24 protein-coding genes and 1 tRNA gene are annotated in these 25,604 nt (G+C 63.1%); 9 read left to right on the top strand and 16 right to left on the bottom strand.

Annotated elements, in window-relative coordinates; genetic code table 11:
* Positions 1-22: 22 nt before the first annotated feature.
* The 6 genes from ACN6KF_RS16260 to ACN6KF_RS16235 all read right to left on the bottom strand — a co-directional run bounded on the left by ACN6KF_RS16260 (position 23) and on the right by ACN6KF_RS16235 (position 7,883).
* Positions 23-970: a choline ABC transporter substrate-binding protein gene (locus tag ACN6KF_RS16260; RefSeq protein WP_434957833.1), complete on the bottom strand. Its 948-nt coding sequence runs from the start codon at positions 968-970 to the stop codon at positions 23-25.
* A gap of 315 nt (positions 971-1,285) precedes the next feature.
* Positions 1,286-2,485: an amidohydrolase family protein gene (locus ACN6KF_RS16255; protein WP_434957832.1), complete on the bottom strand. Its 1,200-nt coding sequence runs from the start codon at positions 2,483-2,485 to the stop codon at positions 1,286-1,288.
* A gap of 111 nt (positions 2,486-2,596) precedes the next feature.
* A complete protein-coding gene (locus tag ACN6KF_RS16250; RefSeq protein ID WP_434957831.1) occupies positions 2,597-4,441 on the bottom strand; it encodes a monovalent cation:proton antiporter-2 (CPA2) family protein in 1,845 nt (614 codons plus the stop codon).
* 304 nt (positions 4,442-4,745) lie between these two features.
* Positions 4,746-6,386, bottom strand: a complete 1,641-nt coding sequence (gene groL, locus ACN6KF_RS16245; protein WP_434957830.1) for a chaperonin GroEL — start codon at positions 6,384-6,386, stop codon at positions 4,746-4,748.
* 41 nt (positions 6,387-6,427) lie between these two features.
* Complete coding sequence (gene groES, locus ACN6KF_RS16240) at positions 6,428-6,715, bottom strand: co-chaperone GroES (RefSeq protein WP_149253952.1); 288 nt, start codon at positions 6,713-6,715, stop codon at positions 6,428-6,430.
* A 289-nt stretch (positions 6,716-7,004) separates the two neighbouring features.
* On the bottom strand, positions 7,005-7,883 hold the full coding sequence (locus ACN6KF_RS16235; protein WP_434957829.1) for a DMT family transporter: 879 nt from the start codon (positions 7,881-7,883) through the stop codon (positions 7,005-7,007).
* Between the two features lie 637 nt (positions 7,884-8,520).
* On the opposite strand from ACN6KF_RS16235, the gene hemA reads away from it, so the two are divergent.
* The 3 genes from hemA to ACN6KF_RS16220 all read left to right on the top strand — a co-directional run bounded on the left by hemA (position 8,521) and on the right by ACN6KF_RS16220 (position 12,026).
* Positions 8,521-9,747: a 5-aminolevulinate synthase gene (gene hemA, locus ACN6KF_RS16230; RefSeq protein WP_434959691.1), complete on the top strand. Its 1,227-nt coding sequence runs from the start codon at positions 8,521-8,523 to the stop codon at positions 9,745-9,747.
* Between the two features lie 312 nt (positions 9,748-10,059).
* Positions 10,060-11,097 carry a glycoside hydrolase family 25 protein gene (locus tag ACN6KF_RS16225; RefSeq protein WP_434957828.1) on the top strand — a complete coding sequence of 346 codons (1,038 nt, stop codon included), beginning with the start codon at positions 10,060-10,062 and terminating at the stop codon, positions 11,095-11,097.
* Between the two features lie 83 nt (positions 11,098-11,180).
* On the top strand, positions 11,181-12,026 hold the full coding sequence (locus ACN6KF_RS16220) for an alpha/beta fold hydrolase (protein ID WP_434957827.1): 846 nt from the start codon (positions 11,181-11,183) through the stop codon (positions 12,024-12,026).
* Positions 12,027-12,109: 83 nt separating this feature from the next.
* On the opposite strand, the gene ACN6KF_RS16215 is transcribed toward ACN6KF_RS16220, so the two are convergent.
* Positions 12,110-12,295, bottom strand: a complete 186-nt coding sequence (locus ACN6KF_RS16215; protein WP_434957826.1) for a hypothetical protein — start codon at positions 12,293-12,295, stop codon at positions 12,110-12,112.
* A 199-nt stretch (positions 12,296-12,494) separates the two neighbouring features.
* The gene (locus ACN6KF_RS16210) at positions 12,495-12,998 is read right to left on the bottom strand and encodes a DinB family protein (protein ID WP_434957825.1); all 504 of its coding nucleotides are present in this window, start codon (positions 12,996-12,998) and stop codon (positions 12,495-12,497) included.
* Positions 12,999-13,090: 92 nt separating this feature from the next.
* Between ACN6KF_RS16210 and ACN6KF_RS16205 the strand changes: the two genes are divergently transcribed.
* Positions 13,091-13,993, top strand: a complete 903-nt coding sequence (locus ACN6KF_RS16205) for a LysR substrate-binding domain-containing protein (RefSeq protein WP_434957824.1) — start codon at positions 13,091-13,093, stop codon at positions 13,991-13,993.
* Positions 13,994-14,015: 22 nt separating this feature from the next.
* On the opposite strand, the gene ACN6KF_RS16200 is transcribed toward ACN6KF_RS16205, so the two are convergent.
* From ACN6KF_RS16200 to ACN6KF_RS16190, 3 genes are all read right to left on the bottom strand, one after another.
* The gene (locus ACN6KF_RS16200) at positions 14,016-14,663 is read right to left on the bottom strand and encodes a glutathione S-transferase family protein (protein WP_434957823.1); all 648 of its coding nucleotides are present in this window, start codon (positions 14,661-14,663) and stop codon (positions 14,016-14,018) included.
* A 96-nt stretch (positions 14,664-14,759) separates the two neighbouring features.
* Complete coding sequence (gene murA, locus ACN6KF_RS16195) at positions 14,760-16,055, bottom strand: UDP-N-acetylglucosamine 1-carboxyvinyltransferase (RefSeq protein ID WP_434957822.1); 1,296 nt, start codon at positions 16,053-16,055, stop codon at positions 14,760-14,762.
* A 159-nt stretch (positions 16,056-16,214) separates the two neighbouring features.
* Positions 16,215-16,370: a hypothetical protein gene (locus ACN6KF_RS16190; RefSeq protein WP_434957821.1), complete on the bottom strand. Its 156-nt coding sequence runs from the start codon at positions 16,368-16,370 to the stop codon at positions 16,215-16,217.
* Between the two features lie 100 nt (positions 16,371-16,470).
* Between ACN6KF_RS16190 and ACN6KF_RS16185 the strand changes: the two genes are divergently transcribed.
* Positions 16,471-16,545: transfer RNA gene (locus ACN6KF_RS16185), tRNA-Thr, on the top strand.
* Between the two features lie 237 nt (positions 16,546-16,782).
* Here the strand turns inward: ACN6KF_RS16185 and ACN6KF_RS16180 are convergent.
* A complete protein-coding gene (locus ACN6KF_RS16180) occupies positions 16,783-17,061 on the bottom strand; it encodes a hypothetical protein (protein ID WP_434957820.1) in 279 nt (92 codons plus the stop codon).
* Between the two features lie 164 nt (positions 17,062-17,225).
* Positions 17,226-17,474: a hypothetical protein gene (locus tag ACN6KF_RS16175; protein ID WP_434957819.1), complete on the bottom strand. Its 249-nt coding sequence runs from the start codon at positions 17,472-17,474 to the stop codon at positions 17,226-17,228.
* A 216-nt stretch (positions 17,475-17,690) separates the two neighbouring features.
* Between ACN6KF_RS16175 and ACN6KF_RS16170 the strand changes: the two genes are divergently transcribed.
* Entirely contained in the window at positions 17,691-19,124 is a 1,434-nt protein-coding gene (locus ACN6KF_RS16170; protein ID WP_434957818.1) for a C69 family dipeptidase, read from the top strand.
* On the opposite strand, the gene ACN6KF_RS16165 is transcribed toward ACN6KF_RS16170, so the two are convergent.
* Positions 19,081-20,412, bottom strand: a complete 1,332-nt coding sequence (locus ACN6KF_RS16165; RefSeq protein WP_434957817.1) for a hypothetical protein — start codon at positions 20,410-20,412, stop codon at positions 19,081-19,083. The genes ACN6KF_RS16170 and ACN6KF_RS16165 overlap by 44 nt on opposite strands.
* 258 nt (positions 20,413-20,670) lie before the next feature.
* On the opposite strand from ACN6KF_RS16165, the gene gndA reads away from it, so the two are divergent.
* Entirely contained in the window at positions 20,671-22,095 is a 1,425-nt protein-coding gene (gndA, locus tag ACN6KF_RS16160; RefSeq protein ID WP_434957816.1) for an NADP-dependent phosphogluconate dehydrogenase, read from the top strand.
* 560 nt (positions 22,096-22,655) lie between these two features.
* Here gndA and ACN6KF_RS16155 read toward each other — a convergent pair.
* Positions 22,656-22,982, bottom strand: coding sequence for a hypothetical protein (locus tag ACN6KF_RS16155; RefSeq protein WP_434957815.1), 327 nt, complete (start codon positions 22,980-22,982; stop codon positions 22,656-22,658).
* Complete coding sequence (locus ACN6KF_RS16150) at positions 22,979-23,278, bottom strand: transcriptional regulator (protein WP_434957814.1); 300 nt, start codon at positions 23,276-23,278, stop codon at positions 22,979-22,981. The genes ACN6KF_RS16155 and ACN6KF_RS16150 overlap by 4 nt, the downstream gene beginning before the upstream one ends.
* A 298-nt stretch (positions 23,279-23,576) precedes the next feature.
* On the opposite strand from ACN6KF_RS16150, the gene ACN6KF_RS16145 reads away from it, so the two are divergent.
* Positions 23,577-24,689, top strand: a complete 1,113-nt coding sequence (locus ACN6KF_RS16145; RefSeq protein ID WP_434957813.1) for a mandelate racemase/muconate lactonizing enzyme family protein — start codon at positions 23,577-23,579, stop codon at positions 24,687-24,689.
* 25 nt (positions 24,690-24,714) lie between these two features.
* Positions 24,715-25,584, top strand: a complete 870-nt coding sequence (locus ACN6KF_RS16140; protein WP_434957812.1) for a substrate-binding domain-containing protein — start codon at positions 24,715-24,717, stop codon at positions 25,582-25,584.
* Positions 25,585-25,604 lie beyond the last annotated feature (20 nt).

Genomic DNA, 25,604 nt, shown 5'->3' with positions numbered 1-25,604 from the left:
ACCCGCCCGTCAACGCCCAACCCTACAAACCGAGGCTTTTCCGCACAGCTGGCAATCCGGACTGCCCGCCAAAGGCGGTGACGCCGGCGAGCCAGGCTTCCAGCATAGCAGGATTAGCCTTGAGATATTTCTCCGCCGCCGTCGGGCCGTCCAGACCATCGCCGGTGATCATCTGCATCATCTGGTTTTCGAGTTCGACCGTGAACTTCAGATTGGCGATGAAACGGGCGGCATTCGGGCACTGTTCAACCCAGCCGGCCCGCACATTGGTGTAAACGACGGCTTTGCCGTAATCAGGCCCGAAGGTATCGTCGCCGCCGGCAAGATAGCGGATCTTGAAGTTGACGTTCATCGGATGCGGCGCCCAGGCCAGGAATACCATGTCCTCGTGGCGCGCGACGGCCCCCTGGAGTTGGGCCAGCATGCCCTGCTCGGAGGATTCGACCACCTGGAAGCCTTTCAGGCCGTTCTTGTTGGCGTCGATCAGGCCCTGCACCAGGCGATTGCCATTATTGCCCGGTTCGATGCCATAGAGCTTGCCTTGAAGGCTGTCCCGAAACCTGGCGATGTCGGCAAAGTCGTGCAGGCCCTTGTCATAGGTGTACTCGGGCACGGCGAGGGTATATTTCGCGCCCACCGGCAGATTGGCGCCGATGACCGTAATGGATTTGTCCTCAAGATAGGGCTTGCGGTCATTTTCCATGCTTGGTTGCCAGTCACCGAGATAGACGTCGATATCCTTGGCCTTCATCGAGGCATAGGTGACCGGGATGGAGAGTACGGTCGTCTCCGGCTGATAGCCCAGCCCCTTGAGGATGGATGAGGCGATGGCGGTGGTCGAGGTGATGTCGGTCCAGCCGACATCCGAGAACCGCACCGCCTTGCAGCTTTCCGGTTCGCCCGCAAAGGCAGGCGCGGAAACGCCCACCAGCAGGCCGGCGATGGCGAATGCTTTACCAAGATAATTCATGTCACCCCTCCTGGGGCCAATAGGCCCTCATCCGTCATTGGCCCCGCCGCCCGACATGGCGCGCTGAGACCCCGAACAGGGATGCAGGGGAAGACAGGACATCGGGGCGCGCGGGCCTTCAGCCAAGCACAGCACCCGCGTACCGACTATGTGACCGGGGGCACCCTTGTGGCACAGGACAAGGCACTGCTACGCTGAAGCGGGCCGTATTGGTGGCTCCGCCGTCGTTTCGATGAGAGCGGCGTTCGTCCGCCCGTAAGCAGAGTTTCTTGGCGAGGCCCGGTCAGGAGGAATCTGCTTAGCCGCGACCGGCCGTCAAGCCCCCTCGATCACCGGCACCTTCGTCGCCGGCGGCGTGTTGCGGCTGCGCTGGGTGCGCACCACGCCGTCGATCACGGTCATGCCGATGCCGGGCAGGTCGCCGAACTCGATGCTTTCAAGCAGGTTCTTGCCCGCCGAATGCTGGGCCTTGTCCATCAGCACGAAATCTGCAGCCCGGCCCACTTCGATCAGCCCGCAATCGAGGGAGCGCATGCGCGCGGTATTGCCGGTGGCAAAGCACAGGGCGATCTCTGCCGGCACATCGCCGAGCGAGGACAGCATCGAGACCATGCGCAGGATGCCGAGCGGCTGCACACCCGAGCCGGCCGGCGCATCCGTGCCGAGAATGACGCGTTCGAGCTGGTTCATCTCGCGCGCGGTGCGCAGCGTGTAGAGGGCGGCCCGTTCATTGCCATTGTGCACCAGTTCCAGGCCGCGGCCGCAGCCCTCGCAGATGCAGCGGATCTGGTCGAGGGGCAGGGCGGTATGCCCACCATTGATGTGGCCGATCACATCGGTGTCGGCCTCCAGCACGACGTCCTTGTCGATCAGGCCCGAACCGGGGATCGAGGGGCCACCGGTATGGATGGTCGACTGGATGCCGTATTTGCGGGCCCAGCCCACCATCCTGCGCGCGGTCGGGCCGTCCTTGACGCCGCCGAGACCGACTTCGCCGAGCAGTTTCACGCCGGCGGCGGCGAGTTCCCGGAAATCGTCCTCGACCATGTCGGGCTCGATCACCGGCGCACCGGCATGGATCTTCACGCCGCTGGGCCGGAAGGCCGAGAAGGTGCGCTGGGCATAAACAGCCATTGCCTTGAGGCCGATGACATCCCTGGGGCGGCCGGGCGTGTGCACCTCGCCGGCGGATATCATGGTGGTGACGCCGCCATGGAGGTTGGATTCGATCCAGCCGAGCTGGTTCTGCCGCGGCGTCCAATCCCCGGCGACGGGATGGACATGGCTGTCGATCAGGCCGGGTGTAACAGCGGTGCCGGAGGCGTCGATCACGCTGGCGGCGCCGGAAAGGTCGAGATCCCTCGCCTTGCCGATAGCGGCGATGCGGCCACCGACCGCCACGATCGTATCGGCATCGAGGATGGGATTGGCGATGTCACCGCTCAAGAGCAGGCCGATATTGCGGATGACAAGCTTGTCATTGGCACCGCCGGCCTTGGCTTCCTCATGCGCCATGATGCGCTCCTCCCGAATTGTTCAAGATCGTTAGTCTACAAACAATTTGGGAGAGCTCAAGCCTGTGCCCCACACAATCGCTTGCAAGGGAAGCAGCGATTGCGAGGGGTATCAGCCGGTCTCTTCGTCTTCCTTCGCTTCCTCTGCCGCGTCGATGGCTTCCTTGTTCAGGGTGACGCCAACCGTGTCCGGGCGTTCCAGCGGCTCGGGCTTCATCAGGCGCTTGGAATTGACCAGGTCCATGCCGGCATAGATGCCGCCTTGCTGCTGCGCCACGATGCGTCTTGCGTCGCGGTCACGCACGTCCTCGATGATCTCCTCGGCCTCGATATTGTCGATACCGAGGGCTTCCAGGGTTGATCGCCCGAAGGCGAGGGCGCTCTCATAGGTCTCGCGCATGTGGAAGTCGACGCCGGCGCTCAGCAGGGCCAGCACGTGCTGGCGATCATAGGCGCGGGAATAGACTTCGGTGAGCGGAAATTCGGCCTTGATCATTTCGACGATCTTCACCGCCGTGGCGCGGTCATCGATCGCCACGCAGATCACGCGGGCCTCGCCGGCCCCGGCCGCGCGCAGCACGTCCAGCCGGCCGCCATCGCCGAAATAGACCTTGGCACCGAAGCGGGCGGCGACGTCGATCATCTCGACATCCTTGTCGATGATGGTCGTCTCGATGTCGGCGGTGCGCAGGACCTGGGAGACGACCTGGCCAAAGCGGCCGAAGCCGATGACCAGGGCCTTGCCGTGAGCGTCGGAATAATCCTCCTCCCGGGTCAGCTCAGCCGGGGCGAAACGCGTGAGCAGGCGTTCGGATCCGGCTGCGATCAGGGGGCCGAACAGCATGGTGAATGCAGCCAGTGCCTTGACGAATCCGGCCTGCTCGCCCTGGAGGAAACCGTAGGAAAGCCCGAGCGGGATCAGCACGAAGGCGAATTCGCCGGCGGGCGAGAGCAGGATGCCGGAGCGGATGGCATCGAGCCTGGTGGAGCCGGTGAGGCGGAAGACGGCGGCGACCGAGACCGATTTGACCAGGATGAGGCCGAGGGCGGCGATCACCAAAGCCAGCCAGTGCTGCAGCACCAGCGCGCCATTGATGTCCATGCCCACGCTCATGAAGAACAGGCCGAGCAAGAGACCGCGGAAGGGCTCGATGTCGGCCTCGAGCTCGTGGCGGAAATTCGATTCGGCCAGCAGCACGCCGGCGAGAAAGGCGCCGAGCGCCATCGACATGCCCGCCCACTGCATCAGGAGGGCGGTGCCGAGCACCAGCAGCAGGGCCGCGGCCGTCATCACCTCGCGGGCATCGGTGGTGGCGAGGATGCGGAACAGCGGATTGAGCAGATAGCGGCCCGCCAGCACCACCACGGCAATCGAGCCGACCATGATGCCGGTGCGCAGCCAGCCGCCGCCTTCACTGGCGACGTGGCTGGCCTCGACGGCGAAAAGCGGGATGAGCGCCAGGATCGGCACCACCGACATATCCTGGAACAGCAGGACGGCGAAGCTGCGCTGGCCATAGGGTGCCTGCAATTCGCCGCGTTCGCCCAGAACCTGCAAGGCGATCGCCGTAGCGGAGAGAGCCAAGGCAATGCCGGTGAGCGCAGCTCCCATCACCGACAGACCGAATGCGTTGGCGATGCCGCCGATCACGAGGGCGCAGACCAGAAGCTGCAGGCCGCCGAGGCCGAAAATATCCTTGCGCATCGCCAGAAGGCGCGAGAGCTGCAACTCGAGCCCGATGACGAAAAGCAGCAGGACGATGCCAATCTCGCCGATATGCTGAATGGTGACGGTGTCGGTGAACAGCGCGAAGCCGGAGGGGCCGATGGCGAGCCCGGCGATCAGATAGCCGAGAATGGCGCCGAAACCGATGCGCTTGAAGATGGGTACCGCGACGACCGCGGCGCCGAGGAAGAGCAGAAGGCTGGGAAGAAAACTGGCGTTGGAATGTTCCATGAGCCTTCATGCAATTGGAGAGCGGTCAGGTCAATTCCTTGGGGACGACCAGTGTCCGGAAAGGGATCGGAGGTACTTGGAGGATGGTAGAAAAAAGAGAGGAGGTCTCCCAGATTTAATCTCCTCGGATGCCGGTTCAAGGGCAGCTGTTGATCGGTCTGCTCACGGAAAAGAAAAAGGGCGGTACCTTGCGGCACCGCCCTTCGTCAAGCCAGAGAGGAAGCCGGACTTAGAAGTCCATGCCGCCCAATCAAGTCCGGCTTGCCGGACTTGATGATCTTTCGCTTTTGGGCGAATGGACTTCTTAGAAGTCCATGCCGCCCATGCCACCGCCCGGCATTGCCGGAGCAGCAGCGCCCTTGTCCTTCGGCGCTTCGCCGATCATCGCTTCCGTGGTGATCAGGAGCGAAGCCACCGAAGCGGCGTCCTGCAGCGCGGTGCGCACGACCTTGGCCGGATCGACGATGCCCTTCTCGAGCAGGTCGACATATTCCTCGTTCTGCGCGTCGAAACCGAAGGTCTTCGACTTGTTCTCGAGGATCTTGCCGACGACGATCGAGCCTTCGACGCCCGAGTTCTCGCAGATCTGCCGGATCGGGGCTTCGAGAGCCTTCTCGACGATCTTGATGCCGGCGCGGATGTCGGAGTTGTCGGAGGTCAGCTTCGAAACCGCAGCCTTGGCGCGGAGCAGAGCCGTGCCGCCGCCGGGAACGATGCCTTCCTGAACGGCCGCGCGGGTGGCGTTCAGAGCGTCATCAACGCGGTCCTTCTTCTCCTTGACTTCCACTTCGGTGGAACCACCGACGCGGATGACGGCAACGCCGCCGGCGAGCTTGGCCAGGCGCTCCTGGAGCTTCTCGCGGTCGTAGTCTGAGGTGGTCTCTTCGATCTGAGCCTTGATCTGAGCGACGCGACCTTCGATGTCCTTCTTCTTGCCGGCGCCGTCGACAACCGTCGTCTTTTCCTTCTCGATCGTCACCTTCTTGGCGCGGCCAAGCATCTGGAGCGTGACGGTTTCGAGCTTGATGCCGAGGTCGTCGGAGATCACCTGGCCGCCCGTGAGGATGGCGATGTCTTCCAGCATGGCCTTGCGGCGGTCGCCGAAGCCCGGAGCCTTGACGGCGGCGATCTTCAGGCCACCACGCAGCTTGTTGACGACGAGGGTGGCGAGAGCTTCGCCTTCGACGTCTTCAGCGACGATGAGGAGGGGCTTGCCGGTCTGCACGACGGCTTCGAGCACCGGCAGCATGGCCTGGAGGCCCGAGAGCTTCTTCTCGTGGATGAGGATATAGGGATCCTCGAGGTCCGCGATCATCTTCTCGGCATTGGTGATGAAGTAGGGCGACAGGTAGCCGCGGTCGAACTGCATGCCTTCGACGATGTCGACTTCGGTGTCGAGGCTCTTGGCCTCTTCGACCGTGATCACGCCCTCATTGCCGACCTTCTGCATGGCCTTGGCGATTTCGCCGCCGATGAAGGCGTCGCCATTGGCCGAGATCGTGCCGACCTGGGCGATTTCAGCCGAGTTCGCGACCTTCTTGGAGCGGTCAGCGATGTCCTTGATGGCAGCGGTGACGGCGAGGTCGATGCCGCGCTTGAGGTCCATCGGGTTCATGCCGGCGGCAACGGCCTTGGCACCTTCGCGGACGATGGCCTGGGCCAGCACGGTAGCGGTGGTGGTGCCGTCGCCAGCGGTGTCGTTGGTCTTGGAGGCGACCTCACGCACCATCTGGGCGCCCATGTTCTCGAACTTGTCAGCGAGCTCGATCTCCTTGGCGACGGTGACGCCGTCCTTGGTGATGCGGGGTGCGCCGAACGACTTTTCGATCACGACGTTACGGCCCTTCGGGCCGAGCGTGACCTTGACGGCATTGGCGAGAATGTCCACGCCGCGCAGCATCTTGTCGCGCGCTTCCGTGGAGAATTTAACTTCCTTGGCAGCCATTTGGGTGTCCTCAGAATGAATGGGGAGATGGTAGCTGCCGTTTAGGCAACGATACCCATGATGTCGGATTCCTTCATGATGAGGTAATCCTCACCATCGAGCTTGATCTCGGTGCCCGACCACTTGCCGAACAGCACGCGATCACCAGCCTTGACATCGAGGGGAGTGAGCTTGCCGGAATCATCGCGGCCACCGGGGCCGACGGCGATGACCTTGCCCTCCTGGGGCTTTTCCTTGGCGGTGTCAGGAATGATGATGCCGCCCTTGGACTTTTCCTCGGCATCGACGCGCTGTACGACCACGCGGTCGTGGAGCGGACGGAACTTCATGTTGGTCTTCCTCTTGTGCGAGGGGCTAGGCCCCTTGGTCCACATCGAAGGGATTTTATGAAAGATCGTTAGCACTCATTGAATGCGAGTGCTAACGACTGACCCGGATTTAGTCAGCCCCCTCGGGACTGTCAAGGAGCGCGCCCGTAAACAATTTTAGCCAAAGCGAATTTGGTGAATGGCGCGCCCGAAGCATTTTGCGATTGGACGCGGACGCCGCGCCTCGCAAAGACCCATCGAAACAGCAAATTAGGGCAAAACAAGCGTTCTCGCCTGAACGCGCTTTGCTCTATGCCGCGCGAGCCCGTGGGACGCTGAAAGTTGCAAACAGGCAGGCGGCCATGATCAGCGTGGCGCCGGCGAGCGTCCAGTTCGTCGGCACTTCGGAGAAGATATAGTAGCCAAAGATCATCGCCCAGACGAAGGCGGTATATTCCATGATGCCGAGCCGTGCGGCATGGCCGCGCGCATAGGCCCAGGCCAGGCAGAGATGGCCGAATGTGCCGAACAGGCCGACGGTGGCGGTAATCAGCCAATGTTCCAGCTTGACCGGCTGCCATTGCCACAGGCCGGCCGGCAGCACGAACAGGAAGGCGAAGCAATTGGAGAGCATCACGATGGTCAGCGTCGAATCCTGGCTCGACTGCTGACGCATCAGCACCATGGAGAGAGCGTAGAAGAAAGCGCAGCCGAGCGCCGCCAGGAGGCCGATCACGTCGAAGGCATGGGCCTGGCTGGCCTCCTGGCCGCGAGCAATCACCAGCACGCCGGCAAAGCCGACGAGGATGGCCACCAGCGCCCGCACGGCGATCGCCTCCTTCAGGATGATGCGCCCCAGCACGGCCATCAGCAGCGGGGCGAGGAAGGTGAGCGTGATTGCCTCGACCAGCGGCAGCCGCGAAATCGCCGTGAAGAAACAGGCCGCCGTCGCCAGGACTACCACGGCGCGCAGGGCGTTGCGCTTGAGCGCTGCGGGACTGGGACGGCCCTTGGCAAAGAGCAGGTAGATCACCAATGCGACCACGGCCCCGGCGCCATAGCGCATGGTGATGGCCTGCATCAGCGGGTAGGTGGTCGAGATCACCTTCATGCCGGTGTCGAGAAAGGCCAGGAAGGTGACGCCCAGCCCCGACATCAGGATGGGGCGCAACGACGCCTCGTTCCTCATGGCCGCACCTTCGGGGCGACGGCTAAGCAGAGTTTCCTGGCGCGGCCCACGGATGGGTCTCGCCAGGAAACGCTGCAAATGTTTGATATCTTGTAAATTCCTCCTGATCGGACCCGTGGCCCGATCAGGAGGAATCTGCTTGGGCCACGATATGCGCAGGCGCGGCTTGTCGGCGGCCCGACAGCGGTGCCGCCACCGTTACGGGCTGCGCGGATCTCGATATCGGGCAAAAACACGGGAACAACCGCTGCGTGTCAGGAAATCTTGTTTCCTTTCATTAATGAGGAAGGGGGTGAATCGTCCATTGGGCGGCGAAAATATTTCTCGGCTTCGCTTCCTTTCCGCGACCGGATTCTTTCCCACGCGTTTGGCGGGAAGCACTTTCCAGCAATCGAAGCAAGACGGGCCGATGGCTTGCTCCTATGCTTGGTGCGTGAGATTGCGATGCGTGCGAAAGCGCAAGGACCCGCGACCAATCGCCGTCTTTACTGTCCATCCTGGTGCATCGGCCCAAAATTCGGGTTATGACTGGGCTAGATTGGAAGAGTTCGAAGCGAGCATTGGCTTCTTCGGTCAGCGTCGCCGGGTTTGGGGCAGGCCCCGTAAATCCGGTTCAAGGCGAGTTTGGGTTGAGATGATGAACTACACCGCGATTTTCGAAACGGCTGTCGACGCTCTCCGGCGTGAGAAGCGCTATCGTGTCTTCGCCGATATCGAACGGATCGCCGGGCGTTTTCCCCACGCCCTCTGGCATGCGCCCGAAGGCTCGCGCGAAATCGTGGTGTGGTGTTCCAACGATTATCTCGGCATGGGGCAGCACCCCGGCTCGATCGCCGCCATGGTCGAGGCCGCGCAGCATCTGGGCGTCGGCGCCGGCGGTACCCGCAACATCTCGGGCAACAGCCACCAGGTGGTGACGCTGGAGCGCGAGCTTGCCGATCTCCACGGCAAGCAAGCCGCATTGGTCTTCACCTCCGGCTATGTTTCGAACCAGACCGGCATTTCCACCCTCGGCAGGCTGCTGCCTGATGGTCTGATCCTGTCAGACCAGCTCAACCACAATTCGATGATCGAGGGCGTACGGCAATCGGGCCGCGAGAAGGTGATCTTCCGCCACAACGATCTCGACCATCTCGAAGACCTCCTGCGCAAGGCTGGCAAGGAGCGTCCCAAGCTGATCGTCTTCGAGAGCGTCTATTCCATGGATGGAGACGTCGCGCCGATCGGACGGATCTGCGATCTGGCCGCGCGCTACAATGCCATGACCTATCTGGACGAGGTTCATGCCGTGGGCATGTATGGCCCGCGCGGCGGCGGTATCGCCGAGCGTGACGGTCAGATGGGACGCGTCGACGTGATCGAGGGCACGCTCGCCAAGGCGTTCGGCACGCTCGGTGGCTATATCGCTGCGAATGCCCCCATCATTGACGCCGTGCGCTCACATGCACCGGGCTTTATCTTTACCTCGGCGCTGCCGCCGGCCGTGGCAGCGGCGGCTCAGGCCTCCGTCCGTCATCTCAAGGCCTCGCAGAGCGAGCGCGCGGCCCAGCAGGCCAATGCGGCCCGCACCAAGGCGGCGCTGGCCAATGCCGGCCTGCCGGTAACGATTTCCGAAACCCATATCGTGCCGGTGATCGTGGGCGATGCCGAACGCTGCAAGGCTGCCAGCGATCTGCTTCTCGCCGAACACGGCATTTACATCCAGCCCATCAACTATCCCACCGTGCCGCGCGGCACCGAGCGCCTGCGCATCACGCCGACACCCTTCCATGGCGAGGAACTGATCGCCGAGTTGACGAAGGCACTGGTGGCGGTGTGGCACAAGCTCGATCTGCCCTTCCGGCTGCGTGCCGCGGCGGAATAAGCCCGCCTCTGAAACTCGGCTTCTCCTTATTGCGAACGGCGTGAAGCACTCCGGCGCGTTGCGAGCGCCTGGCGGCGCTTACGATGACGGCATGGGCCGAGACGGAGCAGCCGGCCGAAAACAAGCCGTGGTGGTAACCATGATTGCTAGCCGAAAAGTTACCATGTTCCGGGAATGGCGCGCCTTGTGGCGCGAAATCAACGGTGAGGCGCCCTGATTCAATCTTTGTTGGCGATTTGCGCACAAACGTTTCGTTACGGCTTCCGGGGGGACTGGGGCCGATCGTTCCGGCGTTTGTTGACGTGAGTATCCATGCGCGTACTGGGTCTGCCAGCCATTCTCGTCGCCTGCCTCGCTCTGGCGAGTTGCAGTGCCATCAGCGGCGATCCTGACCGGCCCATCCGGCCGCCGGAGACCACGGGCTCGGTTGCTTCCTCCATTCCGGCGCCGCCGGAGCCGGAACCGATCCAGCAGCCACTCCCCGAGGGCGTGCCGCCGGACACGGTGGCCATGGCGTCGCCACCGATTTCCAGGCCGCCACTGCGGCCCGTGACACTCCCCGTCGAGCCCGCGGCAGCGACCATGGCCGCGCCGGTGATCAAGCAGAGCCTGCGCGAGCGCATCTATGGCCGCCGCTTCCGGGATGCCAAGCCGATCAATTTCGGCAAGGCTTCGCCGCGCGCCTTCGCGGTTCACGGTGTCGACGTCTCGCGCTGGCAGGGCGACATCGACTGGCAGACGCTGCGCCAGCAAGGTGCCAACTTCGCCTTCATCAAGGCGACCGATGGCGGCGACCATCTCGATCCCCTCTTCAGGCGCAATTGGCGGGCTTCGCACGAGGCCGGGCTCAGGCGCGGCGCCTATCATTTCTTCTATTGGTGCCGCAGCGGCGCCGAGCAGGCACGCTGGTTCATCCGCAACGTACCGCGTGTCGACGGGGCGCTGCCGCCAGTGCTCGATGTCGAATGGAATGCCGACTCGGCCTGCAAGCGGCGGCCGTCGCCCGCCGAAATCGTTGAAAAGATGCGCGTGTTCCTCACCATGGTGGAACAGCATTACGGCCAGCGACCCATCATCTACACGGCGCCGGGCTTCTATCACGACAATCTGGAAGGCGCCTTCCTGGACTATCCCTTCTGGCTGCGCTCGGTCGCCCAGCATCCTTCCAAGGTGTTCGAAGGCCGGAGATGGATCTTCTGGCAATATTCGGGATCGGGGCTCTCGCATGGTGTCAGCGAGAAGATCGACCTCAACGTCTTCAACGGCAGCGCCGAAGCGTGGTATCGCTGGGTTGATCAGAATACCGGTGGAGGAAGCCCAGGCTCCGACCGTTATGCATCCCGAGAATAGATCACTATTTTAATAGACTTTGACGTTGGTGTGTAAATGATGGATCGTCGGCTCGATCGGATTTCGAGTCGAGGGGCCTTCCAATGCGCATCATCCTTGCCGCCTTTTCCGCCTGCGTCCTGCTTTTAGCCTCCTTCGGTGCGGTCCGGGCGGCCGAGCGCTGGGAGACGCTGCCGCCGACGCCGGCACCCGTCACCAAGGGAAGCTTTGCCGATATCAACGGCATCAAGCTCTATTACGCCACCCTGGGAAAGGGAGCGCCGGTCGTGCTGCTGCATGGCGGCCTCGGCAATTCGGACTATTGGGGCCTGCAGGCCAAGGCCTTGGCGCGCCGTCACAAGGTGATCCTTGTCGACAGCCGCGGCCATGGCCGCTCGAGCCGGGATACCAAGCCCTATGGCTATGACCTGATGGCCGATGACGTGGTCGCCCTGCTCGACAAGCTCAAGATCAAGCGGGCCGATGTCGTCGGCTGGAGCGACGGCGCCATTCTCGGCATCGATCTCGCCATCCGTCATCCCGACCGCGTCGGCAAGATCTTCGCCTTCGCGGCGAACACCGTGACCTCCGGTGTCAAGGACGGGGTCGACAAGAATCCTACCTTCGCCGCCTATATCGAACGGGCCGGCAAGGAATATGCCAAGCTGTCGCAGACCCCGAAGGAGTATGAGGCCTTCGTCGGCCAGATCAGCCAGATGTGGGCGACACAGCCGAGCTGGACCGATGTGCAGCTCAAGGCGATCAAGACGCCGGTGCTGGTTGTTGATGGCGATCGTGACGAGGCGATCAAGCGCGAGCATACCGAATACATCGCCGCCACCATCCCCGGCGCCGGCCTTTTGATCCTGCCCAATGCCAGTCACTTCGCCTTCCTGCAGGATCCGGCCCTGTTCAATGCTGCGTTGATCGGGTTCCTCGACGGGAAATGAGCACGGGCTTGCCAAGTCCGGCTCATGCCTAAAATGTTTCCCGGCCTGCTCCGAGAACGCGCAAGAAAGCGTGAAGCGGCAATCTATGCCGATCGCTCTTCGTGATCGGAGGGCACCGGCTTGCCGCTCGCCATCGCTTTGATGCGTTGCAGGAGCATGCGGAAGATGCCCGGCTTCGGTTTCCCGCCAGTGAGGAGGAAGCCATTATGCCGGGGTGCATGGCACCAATGGCGGCCCCAGGGATCGTCCTGATAGTCGGTGCTGGACATGTGTCGAACTCCGCTAACCGTTGTCCGACAGAATATAGGATTTGTCTGCTGACCGCAGCCTGTCAGCAGTCGCAGGGTTTCAACCACCATCTTGCCGCTAGAGCGTTTTCCAGAAAAGTTGATAGACTTTTCGATTAAGAAAACGCGCTAAAACGAGGAGTTAGAGAAAAGGTGCGATTCAGAAAAATCGCACTTTGCTCTAGATTCTGCGATCCGGATCGGACCGGTGCAGATAGCCCGCGAAAACGTCCACGGAAGCAGCCTCGACAATCTGCGGCAGAAGCCGGCCGATCTCACCGCGGTGATAGCCGGCATGTGTGACGACATGGGCCAGCATTTCCTCGCGCGACATGCGTCCGGGCTGTCCATCCGTGAACCTGAAACGAACGGTCTCCCGTAATTCCTCAGCCGGCAGGCCGGCGATGTAATCGACATAGGCGCTGTCCGTCTGGCGAATATCAGCGGAAAGATCCTTCAAGGCCGGCAGGTCGTCCGGTTCATTGTCGTCATAGCCATGGCTGCGCCCCTCAAGATGCGCCATGAAGATGCGATCGACGATATGGGCATGATAGAGGATACGCAGCGCCGCGCCGAAACCAGGGAGCGGGCCGGCGCGCTCTACCTCGATCATCGCGTCCAGCATGAGATCGTCGGCCCAGGACTTGTAGCGATATAGCGACATCAGAAGGGTCTGCGAGCCCATGCCGTCTCTCCGTCTTGTTCGGCTGCAGCAGACTTGCATCGGCAGCGTATTCGCGCAAATTCGAATTTGACGCTCACGAATAAGCAGATGTTATGGGACCTCCGATCAATCTGAGACAAATCGAGGCCTTCAGGGCCGTCATGCGCACCGGCCGGATGACCTTGGCGGCGGAGCTGATGTCGGTGACGCAGCCGGCTGTCAGCCGCCTGATCGCCGATATGGAGCGTGCCACGGGCCTCATCCTGTTCGAACGCAAGAGCAATCAGATCAGGCCGACCCGCGCTGCGATCGATTTGATACAGGAAGTGGAACGGGCCTTTATCGGCCTGGACAGGATTGCCTTCCTCGCCCAGGAGATCAGGCGGCATTCGGCCGGTACCCTGCGGATCGCAGCCATGCCGGCCTTGGGCAATAGCCTGCTGCCGCGCTTCCTGGCCCGCTTCCTGCGCGACAAGCCGGGCCTGAACGTGTCCTTGAATGCGCTTCCTTCCGCCATGGTGATCGAGGCGGTGGCGTCAGGCCAGGCCGATATCGGTTATGCGGATGAGCCGCTCGACAGGCGCGGCTTTGTCATCGAGCCTTATCCGGCTGCCGCCATTGCCGCGCTTCCGGCAGGCCATCGTCTGGTCGGCAGGCCGGTCATCGAACCAGGCGATCTTGCCGGCGAGCGCGTCATCAACCTGGATCCCGGCACGCTGTTTTCGATGCGGGTGGAATTGGCGCTTGCCGGGGTGCCACGCCTGGCCAAGCTCGAAACAGGGCTTTCCTATACGGCCCTCACCTTGGTGGCCGAAGGCGCGGGCATCGCACTGGTCGATCCGGCTTCTGCAAGCGAGTTCACGAGCCGGGACATCGTCTTTCGCCCCTTCAGCATCTTCATCGATGCGGGCTTCCAGATGATTCGCGCGGCAAACCAGACCGGTATCGAGGTGGCGGAGCGTTTTGCCAGTGAGTTCAGCGCCTATCTGAAGGAGCGCCTCGACAAGACGCTCTAGCTTGGGAGCGGATCAATGTTTCTCAGTAGGCGAGCCGGCCATGAAGATCGTCGAATGGCATCATCACATGCTCCCGATAGGGGGCACGTGTCGCCAGGTTCTCGTACCATGCCTGCACATTCGGGATTTCAGGGCGCGGAATATCGAGATTGAAATAGCGATAGAGCGTGGTGCCGACGGTGATATCAGCCAGGCTGAGATGATCGCCCAGCATATAGTCCCTGCCTTTCAGCCAGCGATCGAGCAGCAGGAAATGAGCACTGCAGTGCTCGATGCCGCGGCGGATGCGTGACCAGTCCCTCTGTGCTTCCGGCGTGCGGTAAAAGCCCCAGAACACGTCGGACAGGAAGGCCGGTTGCAGGGCAGTCTGCGACCAATCCATCCAGCGCTCGAATTGTGAGCGGTCGCCGGCGCCATCAGGCCAGAAACGTCCGGCTCCGAATCGAGCGGCGAGATAGCGCAGGATCGTGTGTGATTCCCACACGATAGTGCCCGCATCTTCGATAAGCGGCACTCGGCCATGCGGGTTCAGCGCCAGGAATTCAGACGTATCCAGGCCGCCGAAATCGCCGCCCGCCGGAATATGTTCGTGGGCGATTCCGAGTTCGCCGACCAGCCACATCACCTTCTGGACGTTGAAGGAATTTTGGCGTCCCCAGATTCTCAGCATGCTCGACGGTCCGTTACGCAAAAGGGGCGCGAACCGACATGGCAGCGCCCCTTCAGAAGATAACCAGGCCGGCATACGCTGGCGAAGTGGAAAATCTCAGCCTTCGCCGGAAATGCGCTCGATCTGGGCACCGCAGGCGGCGAGCTTGCGCTCCAGGCTCTCGAAGCCGCGGTCGAGGTGATAGACCCGGTTGACCACGGTATCGCCCTGGGCCGCCAGGCCGGCGATCACCAGCGACACCGAGGCACGCAGATCCGTCGCCATCACCGGGGCACCCTTGAGGGTGCTGACGCCTTCGATGATCGCCGTCTGGCCGTCGAGATGGATATGGGCGCCGAGGCGAGCGAGTTCCTGCACATGCATGAAACGGTTCTCGAAGATCGTCTCGGTGATGCGCGACTTGCCCTTGGCCTTGGTCATCAGGCCCATCAGCTGGGCCTGCAGGTCGGTGGGGAAGCCCGGGAAGGGTTCGGTGGTCACGGCCACCGGATCGATGCCGTGACCATTGCGGCGCACGCGGATGCCCTCATTGGTGGCGGCGATCTCGGTTCCAGCCTCGCGCAGCACGTCGAGCGCATTCTCGAACAGCTCGGGCTGGGCGCCTTCGAGCATGACGTCGCCGCCGGCCATCGCCACGCACATGGCGTAGGTGCCGGCCTCGATACGATCGGAGATGACGCGGTGATGCGCACCCTGCAGGCGCGAGACACCGGTGATCTCCATGGTGGCAGTGCCGGCGCCCTTGATCTTGGCGCCCATCTTGATCAGGCAGTCGGCGACATCGACGATCTCGGGTTCACGCGCCGCATTGTGGATGACGGTGGTGCCCTCGGCCAGGGTCGCGGCCATCAATGCGACATGGGTGCCGCCGACCGTGACTTTCGGGAAATCGATCTCTGCGCCTCTCAGGCCGTTCTTCGCCTCGGCGACGGCATAGCCGTTTTCGATCTCGATCTTGGCACCGAGCCGTTCCATTGCCATCAGCAGGAAGTCGACCGGGCGCGTGCCGATGGCGCAGCCGCCGGGCAGCGAGACACGGGCACGGCCCATGCGGGCGAGCAGCGGGCCGAGCACCCAGAAGCTGGCGCGCATGCGCGAGACCAGCTCGTAGGGCGCGGTGGTATCGACGATGGATCGGGCATCGAGGCGCACCGTCTGGCCGGTCAGTTCCAGCTCGCCCGGGCGCTTGCCGGCGATGGTGACGTCGAGGCCGTGATTGCCGAGGATGCGGGCAAGCAGGGCGACGTCGGCCAGGCGCGGCACATTGGTGAGGGTGAGCACGTCCTCGGAGAGCAGACTCGCGATCATCAGCGGCAAGGCAGCGTTTTTGGCGCCGGAAATCGGAATGACGCCGTGAAGCGGCGCGCCGCCGGTGATCTTGATTCGATCCATGTTCGATCCTTCGGAATGGCTTCGGCCTCGCCCGTGATCGGCGCATTGGCGGCCGGAAGGCAAGCAGTCGAGCAACGTAAGAGATAAGGTTAACCGGTTTGAGTAAACGAAGCGCAAAGGCCGGACAAGGGCGAAGCCGGGGCGGAATCGCGGCGGGGTCTATTCGGCATCGTCCTGTGGCATTTTCGCATCGGCGTTTTCCCGGTTTTCACTCGACACGGCGTCACGCCCGCGCGACTGGCTCTTGCGCCGGCCGAGATTGGCGCGCAGGGCTTTGGCGAGGCGCTCGGCTCGCTTATCGGCCTCGGTTTTCACGGGTGTTTTCATCAAATGACGACTTTATGCAGCAACCGGCTTGCGCGGAAGCCTCCCTTGTGGCACTAGAGCGCCGCGCCGGGCAAGTACCTTGGCAGATGCTGCAGTAGCTCAGTGGTAGAGCACTCCCTTGGTAAGGGAGAGGTCGAGAGTTCAATCCTCTCTTGCAGCACCATCTAAATCCTTGAAACAATTGATTGTTCATGCTGTGGCTTCGGCTGGTTGAGCCGTCCATTCAACCTGTCCGCCCTCGGCCGGGCTCTCCGAAAACGGGGAGGTCGAGGCTGTTCGGGCGAAAGCAGATTCGCCGGGAATCGTCCTCGTCCGAGGAAGAGACGCGGGCAAAATGAAACGGGCCGGATGTCCGGCCCGCATAAGCATCGTCCTGTGGCTCGGCGAACGCCAATCCCCCTCAAACTTCTGAGCGGGCCAGCTTCTTGGCTGGTGGGCGCAGATCATAGGTCGCTTCCAGTTCGGCGAGCATATCCGGCAAGGGCTTCGCGCCGGCCGCAAGAGAAGGAGCTTCCTCGGTCACATCGCCGTTGCGGAGATGCTCCTGCCACTGAGCCTCGCTCATCTGGCCGGAGAGATAGCAGGCGCGAAGAAGATTGGCTTGTTCGGAGGTCATTGCAATCGATTGGGTGAAAAGAAACGGACATCGCCATGATAAAGCGAGGCGTCGCGCGGCCAAGTCAGCAATTAGGAGTTGGCCTGCCCCGAAAGGACTAGGCTGAAGGGAGTACGCTTCGCCCGGGGCCATGATGAGGCCGTATCAAGGAAAGTCTGTGATGCCAGGCGCAAAGGCAACGAGGTGGAAAGGCTGGCCCCGAATGAGGGGGCAGCCGATCGTCCTGCTCAGGCGAGCGCAACGGGACGTATGGCGATGCCAGGGAGGCGCGTTTCGATCTGTTCTGAAGCCGTTGAAGTTGCTGATGTGGTTGACGTTGCGTTAATCTTCCGCTCGTTCAAGACGAACCAGCGATGAGCAATTAAAATTACGAGAGCTACAATAAGATCGAGGACGATCATGCTGAGCATGGTCGAATTAAAAAAATAACTGAACCAGTCGCTGGAAATCTGAGCGTTTTGCGAAATATCTGTCATTCCCTGGTTGAACTCCAGTTCACCTGCAGCGCCCCGCCGCCCGGTAGCCTTACGCTAGGGATGATTAGGTTGCACAAAGGTTAACGCATGTCTCGTTATTCGACCGTGACGGCGCGCACAGGGCGCGCGGCACGATGCCGCGTGACCTTTGGCGGAATGACGGCCTACCTTGTCGGCGCCCCTCAGGGCTGTTGAATTCCAAGGCGGAGGCCGGTGGTGAGCTACGGTCTTTATATCGGCAGGAACCATACGGCGGATGGGATCGCCTATCTCGCCGGCTATGGCGACGAGCCCTCGAGCCATTGGCTCGAACTCGTGCCTCGATGCCGGCATGCGGCGGATGCGCGGATTGCGGTCGGCGTGACGCCTCAGGCCGATCTGCCGGGACAGATGAGCGAGATTCCGCAGGTTCCCGAAACGGCGCGGCATCTGCGCGTCAGCTACAGCTACTACAAGGGGGTGCCGGCCCCGCTCACCAATGGCGGCCTCAACGAACATGGCGTCGCCGTGCGCGACATCTGGTCATCCTCCCGCGCCGAACTGGTGGCGATGACGCCATCGGACCAGACCGGCCCCAATTACAGTGACCTCGCCCGCTTCGTGCTGGAGCGGGCGCACACGGCCCGCGAGGGCGTCGAGATCATCGCCGATCTGATCGCCCGCCATGGCTATGCCGATTATGGCGGCAATTCGCATCTGATCGCCGATGCTGACGAGGCCTGGGTGGTGATCGAGTTCTCGGGCGGCCAGGGCTTGTGGGTGGCGGAGCGTCTCGGGCCGGATGCCATTCGCGCCTCCCGGCCCGGCTATGTCGGGCAGGTGCCGGTCGAGGACCCGGCGCAGACGGATTTTCTCTATCCACCGCATTTCGTCTCCTTCGCGCAGGAGCGCGGCTGGCACCGGCCCGGTGCGCCTTTCGATGCCAATGCCGTCTATGGCGACGGCAAGGGGCGCTGGCCCGGTGTGCAATGGATCGAAGAGGAAATGACGGCACGGGCAGCCCGGCCGGAGAAGATCGGCCTGGCGGACATCTTTTGGGCCGTGCGCACGGAGCGGCTGACCGGCGACACTGCCGGCTACGGCCAGGTGGTGCCGCTGCTGGGCGTGATTCCCGAGGCCTTGCGCCTCATCTGGCACACCCAGGTCGGCGCGGTGGCGGCACCTTTCGTGCCGGTGTTCCTGGGCATCGAGACCGTAGCGGAGGAATATCGTCAGCACCGCTATCTCAGCGACGGGGAGGCCTCGCGCTTCCTCGACACACGCCATGCCGAGAAGGGGCGCCCCGAAACCTTGTCGGCGGTGCCGCAGGGCATCGAATCGACCCGCTCGGCCAGCCTCGCCGGCAAGCGGCTGCTCAATCTGCTCTTCCAGCACCACGAAGCCTTCCTGCCCGAAGCCCTGACGCTGTGGCAGGCGATGGAGGAGATGCTGGCGGTGGAGCATGCGAGAATCGCACGCAGCGCCGCGGTGCTGATCGAAGCCGGCGAGCCGAATCTCGCCGCGCATTTGCTCACCTATTTCACCAACACCGAACTGCGGCGCGCCCTCGATACCATGGAGCAGTTGGCGCAGGCCCTGGAGACCAGGACACGCTATCTCTTCGGCTTCAGGACTGAACCCGTCCCGCGTGCCCCGGCGCAAGTGTGGTGATGCGTGCCGAGCGGCCCAGCATCGCCGCCGCCCCTGCAAGGCTGAGCACCAGGGCGAAGGGAATAAGGCGGAAGGTGAAGGGCGCATGCTGGATGCTATGGTTGGCCTTCAGCTCCAGCACCAGCAGCGGCAGGACTGTCAGCACCAGAACGCCGAGCATGGCCGCTGCCTGGCCGCGCCGCAGCGCTACCGAGAATAGCGCGAGCCCGGCCAGGAGGCAGGCTGCGATCGGCCACCAGCCCAGAGGCATGGTGGCGCTCTCGAGCAGCAGTTCGTAGAGGCTTTGCAGGGGCCGGTAGACACCGTCGCCGCCGCCGAACCAGCGGGCGAAATCCTGGCTCGGCACCGAGGTCTGTTCGCCGAAGATCCTGCCGACGACCACCACCAGGACCCATTTCGCTGCCCACATGGCGATATAGCCGGCGATAACAACGCCCTGCAGAAGGATCGCCTGCACCAGGCTGGCGCCGAGCGGGCGCTGCTCGGCCAGCACGGCGCGCAGCAGAAAGGTCCAGCCGAGTACGTAGGCCAGAAGGTCGGGATTGTAGAGAAAGTCGAAGAAATTGTAGATCGCCCCCATGGCGAAGGCCCAGGGCGCGAAGCGAAGCAGTTCCATCGGGCCCTGTTTGCGCAAGGCCACCGCCCAGCACAGCAGGAGGACCGAGAGGGAGACCATGTGGGTCGGGGTGAGGCCTGATATCGGCAGGTCCGTCATCACTAGGCCCAGGGCCATAACGGCAACCAGCGTGGCGATCCGTGCCAGGCTCGCCGTGCCGCGGATGACGGGAGGCAGGAACGGAGCAAGCACCAGAAAGGCGCAGAGGATGAGAAAGGCGCCGCCCCAAAGCTGCAGGCTGCGATAGGAGAAGAACGACAGGAACGGTTCGGTGACGAGGCGATAGCCGTGCCAGTAGCGCGAATAGGCGAAATGCGGCTGCTCCGTGCCGGCAAGCTGTTCTCGCAAGCTGTCGCAGATCGATCTCGGCGGCTGCCAGAGCAGGGCCGGGGATTGCAGCGTGAAGGTGATGGGATTGGCCGCGGCTGGAGCGATCGCCGTCGAGAGGCCGATGCATTCGCTGAAATGGCTGAGCCGGTGCTGCCCGATGCGCTCGATACCTTCCCGATCGCCGAAGGACTGGCTGGCGATGGCCGCCCGGACCGCTTCCTGGATGGCCTCGGGCCGGCGCAGGCCGTCGGCCAGCCCCAGCGAGAGGCAGGCCAGCACGACGATGATGGCGAGAGCGGCGAGCGCCTGCGCGACGGTTTTGGCGATGGCGGTCAAATCCACGCAGAGAGCCCCGGGCTTTGGTAGCAAGGCGCTGGACCTGGCGGCAAATGCCGTATTTTGTCAAATCGGTCGGGACGGCCTGCCGTTGAACGAGCGGGCGGCTTACCGGTTTGTTGGAAAGACTTCATGGCGCGATTGCCCAAATATTCAGCGCTTCCGCGGGTGGGGAGGCCTGTACATCCTGGGACAAAGGCGGCATAGCGCAAGGAAAGGATCGATGTGCTCGGGGCACCCCGGGCAAACAGGGAGAAGCCGAAAATGGCACAGGCAGATATCGCAGTCATCGGCATGGCGGTCATGGGTCGCAACCTCGCCATGAACATTGCCGAGAAGGGATTCAAGGTTGCCGTCTACAACCGTTCCTCGGCCCGCACCGATGAGGCCTTGGTCGAGGCAGGTGATCTCGCCGGCAACATGATTGCCTGCCGTTCGATCGAGGAACTGGTCGCCGCCCTCAAGCCGCCGCGTGCGTTGCTGCTGATGGTGAAGGCGGGTGCTGCCGTCGACGAGACCATCGCCCAGCTCAAGCCACATCTCGCCAAGGGCGACATCATCATCGATGCCGGCAATGCCAATTACCGCGACAGCGTCGCCCATGACCAGGCCCTCTCGGCGGAGGGTTTCGAATTCCTCGGCGTCGGCGTTTCCGGCGGTGAGGAGGGCGCTCGCCACGGTCCTTCGATCATGGTGGGCGGCAGCCAGAAGGCCTGGGAGCGGGTCCAGCCGGTGTTGACGGCGATCGCCGCCCGCTATCAGGGCGAATCCTGCTGCGCCTATATGGGCCCGGCCGGTGCCGGCCATTTCGTCAAGACGCTGCATAACGGCATCGAATATGCCGACATGCAGATGATCGCCGAGGCCTATGGCCTGATGCGCGCCGGCTTGGGCATGACGCCATCGGCCATCGCCGACGTGTTCGAGGGCTGGACCAAGGGCCCACTCGCCTCCTATCTCACCGAGATAACCGTGCAGGCCCTGCGCACGACCGATCCCGCCACCGGCAAGCCGCTGGTGGACATCATTCTCGACAGCGCCGGCCAAAAGGGCACGGGTCGCTGGTCCGCCATCGAGGCGCTCGATCTCGGCGTGCCGGCAAGCGCCATCGCCGCGGCCGTCGAGGCGCGCGGCCTTTCCGGCATGCGCAGCCTGCGCCAGGCGGTGAACGGTGTCCTCGGCGATGCCGAGCGGGCCGCGATCGGCACGGCGACGCCCGAGATCATCGCCGAGATCGAGAAGACTCTGCTGACCGGCAAGATCCTGGCCTATGCCCAGGGCTTCGACGTCCTGGCCGCCGGTTCCAAGCAGTTCGGCTGGAACCTGCCGCTTGCCGAGATCGCCAAGATCTGGCGCGCCGGCTGCATCATCCGTTCGCGTATGCTCGACAGCATGTCGCGCGCCTATTCGGCGACGCCGGCGCCCGAATCGCTGATTCTCGATCCGGATTTTGCCGGCGAGCTCAAGGCGAGCCTGCCGGCCGCGCGCAAGATTCTCGGCCTTGCACTCGCCAATGGCCACCCGGTGCCGGCCCTGACCTCGGCCCTCAACTATCTGCAGCAACTGCGGGCCAGCAGAGCCACAGTGGACCTGGTGCAAGCCCAGCGCGACATCTTCGGGGCCCATGGCTTCGAACGCATCGACCAGCCCGGTGCCCATCATGGCCCCTGGCACACCGGTGCCGAGTAACGCTTGAGGAAAGGGCAGCGTGACCGGCCACGCCTCCCGGGCGTAACCGGTCACACCGCCCTTTCATATCGGCATCGGAAAGCTGTGCCTTCGATCAGAAGCGATTGGGAACGCAGCGCCGGCCGGACGGAGCCGGGTGCATGCCGCGAGGGCAAGCTGGGCGACGATAGGCCGGGGCAGGGCGCTCGAAACGGTCGGCGCGGCGGAATTCGCAGCGCCCGAAGCGATTACGCTCCATGCCCGGGCCACAGCGGAAAGCAACTTCGTTGACGATCAGAGAGCCTTTCGTCATCGGCGTGGAGGCAGGCATGGCCTGCGCACCCCCAGCCGTCGCGGCGATGAATCCAAGAGCGGCAGCAATCTTTACAATTCTTAACATAGTATCCGTCTCCGTTGGTGAATATTAACTGCCGCCCAGCCTATGTAACGTAAGGGAATGTTACGTTATCCGGTATAGGGATACAAGCGACAGGTGTCAATGCACACGAATCTGCCGGGCCAAAATAGGCTCGCACAGCGGACTATGTGGTAAATTTCCGGTATTTCTCCGAAGGGGCAGCCTATTTGCTCGGATTGGCCATCTTCTTGAATACGCTGTCTATGGCGTTCATCAACAGCCTGTCGGGCTGGTGCTGGCATTCGCTCTTCACCGCCAGGATGATGCCGTTGCCATCGGTGCGGCTGCCGACCCAGTGATTGTCGTTGCGGCTGTTGAGCCCGGTCCACCAGCCGAGAATCCAGCTATTGCCTTCCCCTTCGAGGCGGGTGGTGGAGAGCCAATATTTGCACGGCATCGTGCCGAGGCCGAGCGCCATATAGTCATAAGCCTGGGCGGTCGGCGTACCGATGAAAGCCGCCGCTGCCGCCGCCAGATAAAACTTCCTCACCCTTCATTCCCGTCGCTGACATGATCGAATTGCGCGCCTTGTAGCAGGCGATGACGGGCCAGGCGGACGCCGACGCCCCGGCCATGCTCCGAGATGAATTCCACCCCTCCGGTTTCGAGCGCCCGGCGGATGGCGGCGGCGTTCGCGCTGGTGATCTGCGGAATGTCGTCAAAGGCATCGGCTCGCCGGATTGTCGCCACGCCGAGGCTCGAGGCATCCGCCAGCTTCTGGGCAGTCCAGCGCAATAGGGCACGGCCGGCCCGGATCTGCGCACCGGTAATCGGGGTAGCATGCATGACGTCAGTCCCCTCTCTTATCGGATGATCGGATAGCGATCACGACTATACGCTGCCCGCCGATGGGACGGAACCGGTTGCATGGCGCGTGCGCCGACAAATCCGTCGATTCCTGCAGCCCCTCCCAGACGATGCCCGCGTCATAATGCATATTCCATGCACTATGCTTGACTTTGCGCATGCCGGCCGCTCTGATGACCTCGAAACAGAGCCAGGACATATTCTGATTTCAGCCGCGTCTGCGCGGGCCGGGATCCGGGATAGCAGAATGCCTCGGCAAGAAGGGGGGAGGCCTCGCATGGCCAGGATCGAACGCATCGAATTGTCGATGGTGGTGCTCGAACCCAAGGTGAAGCGGGTCGACGCCATCCAATCCTTCGTGGCCCAGGAGACACCGATCGTCCGCGTCTTCGACAGCGATGGTGCCGTCGGCATCGGCTATAGCTATACGATCGGCACGGGGGGGCATTCCGTCCTGGAACTCCTGGCGCGCACGTTCGCGCCGGCGCTGATCGGGCGCGAAGCCGCCATGGTCGAGCAGATCTGGCGCGATCTGCTCTTCCTCAGCCATGCAACCTCAGTGGGCGCCATTACCTCGCTCGCTCTCGCTGCGATCGATACCGCGCTGTGGGACCTGCGTTGCCGCAAGGCCGGACTGCCCCTGCATGTCATGGCCGGCGGTGCCCAGGACAGGGTCCGGCTCTACACCACCGAGGGCGGTTGGCTGCAGCTCGACAAGGAGGCCATTGTCGCCGACGCCCTCAAGGCCAAGGCCGACGGTTTCGGCGGTTGCAAGATCAAGGTTGGCCGTCCGGTGCGCGAAGACGTGAATCGCCTCATCGCCGTGCGTGAAGCCGTCGGCGAGGGCTTCGAAATCTTCACCGATGCCAACCAGGCCTTCGCTGTGGACGAGGCGATTCGGCGTGCCCATCATTATCGCGAGGCGGATATCGGCTGGTTCGAGGAGCCGCTGCCGGCCGACGATGTCGATGGGCACGTTCGCCTGGCCGCTTCCACCTCGATCCCGATCGCGGTTGGGGAAAGCATCTACAGCCCGTCCCATTTCCGCGATTATCTGCAGCGGCGCGCCTGCTCGGTGGTGCAGGTCGATGTCGCCCGCATCGGCGGTATCACGCCCTGGCTCAAGGTGGCGCATATGGCGGAGAGCTTCAATGTCGCGGTCTGCCCGCATTTCCTGATGGAACTGCATGTCGGCCTGTGCTGTGCCGTGCCCAATGCACGCTGGGTGGAATACATTCCCCAGCTCGACGGCGTGACGGGCAAAACAATGCGCATCGAAGCCGGCTATGCGCTGCCCTCCCCAGAACCGGGTCTAGGTATCGACTGGGACGAAGGGGCCCTTGCCGCCTTGCAGGCCGAGGGGTCGGCGAGGCGGATCACGGCGCGCTGATCGAAAGAGGGGAAGGAGGAATGTCATGGCAAGGCGGCTGAGGCTCCAGTTCATCGCCGTGACCTGTGACGAGGATTTCTTTCGCCCCGTCCGCAAGGGCATGATGGATGCTGCCGCCCTGATGGATGTCGAGGCGGTGTTCACGGGAACCAAGGGGGTGGACACCGAGGAAATGGCCGAGCTCGCACGGCGGGGCATGACTGATGGTGTGGACGGGTTGGCACTCGTCGCCTTCGACGGCGCCGCCTTCGCTCCCGTGGTCGCCGAGGCCCATGCCAGGGGCATTCCGGTGGTGGCCTTCAACATCGACCAGGGCAGCGGCAGCGCCGGCACGCTCAGCGGTATCGCGCAGGATTTCGGCGCGGCCGGCCGGAACCTTGGCCGGCGGGCAGCCGCTTCCATCGCTCCAGGCAGCCGCGTGCTGCTCACTCTCCACGATGCCGGCATCTCGGCGCTGGAGGAACGGCGCGACGGCATCACGGCCGCCCTGGAAAGATCTGGCATCGAGTGGATCGAGACGGTAACCGGCCATCAGGTCGAGGAGGCCACCCGGCATATCCTGGCGGTTCTGGCCAGAGAGCCCGGCATTTCGGCGATTCTCGCCACCGGGCAGGCCGACACCGAAGCAGCCGGGCTGGCGGCGGAACAGGAAGGCCGGGCGCTTTATGTCGCCGGCTTCGACCTGTCGCCCGCCATATTGCGGCTGATCGAAGCGGGACAGCTTGCCTTCACCATCGACCAGCAACCCTATGCGCAGGGCTTCTATCCGGTGATTCAGCTCGTGCTCAATCTGCGGTATGGCTTGATGCCGGCAAGCCTCGATGCCGGAGCCGCCATCGTCGACCGCGACAATGCAGCCCGGATCAGGACCCTGTCGGAAGCGGGCTACCGTTGAGCGCGTGACGCACGATGCGA

This window comes from Labrys methylaminiphilus subsp. lupini (genome assembly GCF_051161885.1).
Taxonomy (GTDB): Bacteria; Pseudomonadota; Alphaproteobacteria; order Rhizobiales; family Labraceae; genus Labrys.
The sequence above is the reverse complement of the archived record's forward strand: the minus strand, read 5'-3'. Positions and strand labels throughout refer to the sequence as shown.